The sequence below is a fragment of the Alcanivorax sp. HI0083 genome (genome assembly GCF_001635175.1).
In genome coordinates, this window is record NZ_LWFX01000982.1 from 1 (window position 1) to 4,059 (window position 4,059).

Sequence of the window (4,059 nt, forward strand, 5' to 3'; positions counted from 1 at the left end):
ATGTGGCGTCCTGCCAACCGTCCTGCGTGCCGCGTCTCCTATACAGTGCTACTCTATGCAGCCTGACTTGATAGCAGCCTTGGCGCTGCAGCGGCAGGGGAGATTCGCCATGACTGCCGTCATCCAAACAAGGGTTTTTGCATGCAACGTCTGATGAACAAACGGGTCCTGCTGGGCGTCACCGGCGGCATTGCCGCCTATAAAGCCGCTGATCTGGTACGTCGGCTGCAGGATGTGGGCGCACAAGTACGGGTGGTCATGACCCAGGGCGCCTGTGAATTCATCACCCCGCTGACCATGCAGGCCCTGTCCGGCCACCCGGTCCACACCACCCTGCTGGACCCCACCGCCGAAGCGGCCATGGGCCATATCGAGCTGGCCCGCTGGGCAGACCTGGTGCTGATAGCCCCCGCGTCCGCCAACTTCATGGCCCGCCTGGCCCACGGCCACGGCAACGATCTGCTCACCACCCTGTGCCTGGCCACCGGCGCCCCCATCGCCATTGCCCCGGCCATGAACCAACAAATGTGGGCCGACCTCAGCACCCAGAAGAACCAGCTGATCCTGCAGGAAAAGGGCATCACCATTTTCGGCCCGGGCAGCGGCAGCCAGGCCTGTGGCGAAGTCGGCGCCGGGCGCATGCTCGAGCCACTGGAGATCATTCAGCAGGCCGCGGAAGTGTTCGACTACCAACTGCTCACCGGCAAGCATGTGGTGATTACCGCTGGTCCCACCCGCGAATCCATCGACCCGGTGCGCTACATCACCAACAAAAGCTCCGGGAAAATGGGCTTTGCGCTGGCCGAAGCGGCCGCCGAAGCCGGGGCCAGGGTCACCCTGATTGCCGGGCCAGTGTATCTGCCCACCCCATCACGGGTAGAGCGCGTGGATGTGGTACGCGCCGTGGACATGTACGAAACTTGCATGGACGTGGTGGAAAAGGGCTGTGATGTGTTTATCGCCACCGCCGCCGTGGCGGATTACCGACCCACCGTGACCGCCGACCACAAGATCAAGAAATCCACCGAGGAGATTCACCTGACGCTGGTGAAAAACCCGGACATCGTGGCGTCCGTGGCCGAGCACGCCAAGCGCCCCTTTACCGTGGGCTTTGCCGCGGAAACCCAGGACGTGATGGCCTACGCCCAGGGCAAACTGGTGAACAAGAAGCTGGACATGATCGCCACCAACGACGTGTCCGGCACCAACGTGGGTTTCAACAGCGACAACAACGCCCTCACGGTGATCTGGCCCAGCGGCCACAAGGTGCTGCCACTGGCCTCCAAGGCCCAGATCGCCAAGCAGCTGATCGAATTGATCGCGATAAGGTATAAAGATTGATAACGCCAGACGCCCGATGCGGGACGCCTGACAAACAGTAAAGTCTGCCGGACGCCAGACGCCAAACACCGGATCCACGTTGAAACGCCTGTTTTGATGTTTGTCTGGCCTCAGGCTTTTGGCGTCCGGCGTTTAATCAGGAACTGATCAATGAAACTGCAATACCGGGTACTCGACGCCCGCCTTGGCGACAGCATTCCTCTGCCTCATTACGCCACCGACGGCTCCGCCGGGCTGGACCTGCGCGCCATGGTCAAGGAACCGATGACACTGCAACCCGGGGATACCGAGCTGCTGCCCACCGGCATGTCCATTTTCATTGACGATCCGGGCTACGCCGGCATGATCCTGCCGCGCTCCGGTCTGGGCCATAAGCACGGCATCGTGCTGGGCAATCTGGTGGGGCTGATCGACTCCGACTACCAGGGCGAGCTGATGGTGTCCTGCTGGAACCGGGGGCAACAGCCCTTCACCCTGGAGCCCGGTGAGCGCATCGCCCAACTGGTGATCGTGCCGGTCATGCAGGTAGAGCTGGAGCAGGTGGAAAGCTTCAGCGCCAGCGAACGGGGCGAAGGCGGTTTCGGTCACAGCGGGCGGCACTGAGGCCCGACACAGAAAAACACCAGACAAACAACAACAACCACAGCAGCACAAGCACGCACCACAGCGCGCACCACGACCCAACCACAATAATACCGTGGCAGCGCCGGGCAAGCGGAGGGGATATGGGGAACAAGAACGACAACAAGCAAGGCAAGTCCACCAGCGCCATGAAGCAGCTACTGCCTCTGGTTGCCGCCGGCATCGTGGCCGTGGTCGCCGCCACCGGCTGCCTCTACGCCTACCAAGCCAGCCAGTTGCAGCCCGAGCAACAGAACGCCCAGGCCCGGCTGCTGGCCCAATCACTGGCCAGCCAGGCGAACAACACCATCCAGGCCTCCCGCCAGCAGCTGGAGATCCTCAGCGACCGCAACGATGTGAACAAGGCGCTCTCCGACGGCAACCTGTCCAGCTTTAACGTACACCAGAACCAGTGGCTTCCCGATGCCACCGTGCAGCTTGTTCCCCGTCGCGGCGCAGACACCGCCCAGTTCAGCTACACCGCCCAGGAACTGCTCAAGAACGTCCGCCTGGGGCAAGAACCCGGCCCGGTGATCATTGCCGGCAAAACACCTCAGCTGGTCATGGCCCGCGCCACCAAAAACCAGACCGGCACCCTGCTGCTCACCCAGTCTCTGGCCCCACTGGCCGCCACCCTGCGCACCGCCATGCCGGAAGGCAGCGCACTCAGCATAACCTACGGCGGCAGCCCCCTGTTCGATAACAAACAACAGGCCAGTGGCGGCACCGCCCAGGTCAGCCAGGGCCCGGTTCAGGTTACCCTGACCCTGCGCGCCCCCGACGACAACAGCCTGATCGTCGCCACCCTGGGCATCGCCCTGGGTGTAGTCGTCATCCTGCTGTGCACCCTGCTGGTGAACCGGCTGCTGACCCGGGCCCTGCGCCAGGACGCCGCCGAACTGATTCGCTACAGCGATGAGCTCACGCGCCAACCCGGCGTCACTGCCCGCGACCATTTTCATTTTCCGCTCTTCACCAGTGTCAACGAGGCCTCCGCCCGCCTGGCCAAAAAACTGCGCGACCGCGCCGGCCCCGCACGCCCCCAGGCCACCGCCAAACCCGATGCCCTGATAGTGGAAGAAAGCGACGACGACAGCATTCTGCTGATGGATGACGACAACGGCGGCGAGTCCCTGCCGGACAGTATTTTCCGCGCCTACGATATCCGTGGCGTGGCCGGCGACACCCTCACCGCCCAGGGCGTTTACCTGCTGGGCCGCGCCATTGGCACCGAAGCCGGCGAACAGGGCCAACAAACCGTGCTGGTGGCCCGCGATGGCCGCCTGTCCAGCCCGGAGTTAAGCCGCTCACTGATCAAGGGCCTGCTGGAATCCGGCCGCGACGTGGTCAACTTAGGGCTGGTGCCCACCCCGGTGCTCTACTACGCCACCGAAGTACTGGAAACCCAAACCGGCATCATGCTCACCGGCAGCCACAATCCATCGCAACATAACGGCCTGAAAATCGTCATGAACGGCGAAACCCTGCACGGCGATCGCATTCAGGCCTTCAAGCAACGCATCCAGAACAAGGCCTTCAGCGAAGGCAGCGGCCACGAAGAAGAGCGTGATATCAGCGACCGCTACCTGAACGATATCGCCAACGACATCGTGCTGGCCCGGCCCCTGAAAATTGCCATCGACTGCGGCAACGGCGTCACCGGCGAACTGGCCCCGCGGCTGTTCACCCAACTGGGCTGCGACGTGACGCCGCTGTACACCGAGATCGACGGTAACTTCCCCAACCACGCCCCGGACACCGGCAACCCGGACAACCTGGCCGACCTGATCCGTATCGTCCAGCAGGAAGAGCTGGACCTGGGCCTGGCGTTCGACGGCGACGGCGACCGCGTGGCCGTGGTCACCAACAGCGGCGAAATCATCTGGCCGGACCGCCTGCTCATGCTGTTCGCCAAGGACCTGCTCGGCCGCAGCCCCGGCGCCGACATCCTGTTCGACGTGAAATGCAGCCGCGCCCTGCCCGCCGTTATCCGCAAGAACGGCGGCCGCCCCTTGATGTACAAAACCGGGCACTCGCTGATCAAGGCCAAAATGAAGGAAAGCGGCGCCGCCCTGGCCGGTGAAATCAGCGGGCATA

At 63.3% G+C, this 4,059-nt stretch carries 3 protein-coding genes; all 3 read left to right on the plus strand.

The window, feature by feature from the left end:
* Window positions 1-141 precede the first annotated feature (141 nt).
* Window positions 142-1,341, plus strand: coding sequence for a bifunctional phosphopantothenoylcysteine decarboxylase/phosphopantothenate--cysteine ligase CoaBC (gene coaBC, locus A3754_RS11665; protein WP_063519826.1), 1,200 nt, complete (start codon window positions 142-144; stop codon window positions 1,339-1,341).
* A 150-nt stretch (window positions 1,342-1,491) separates the two neighbouring features.
* A complete protein-coding gene (dut, locus tag A3754_RS11670; RefSeq protein ID WP_063519827.1) occupies window positions 1,492-1,944 on the plus strand; it encodes a dUTP diphosphatase in 453 nt (150 codons plus the stop codon).
* A gap of 122 nt (window positions 1,945-2,066) precedes the next feature.
* The coding region (locus tag A3754_RS28775; protein ID WP_063519828.1) for a phosphomannomutase/phosphoglucomutase at window positions 2,067-4,059 on the plus strand (1,993 nt) is incomplete at its 3' end.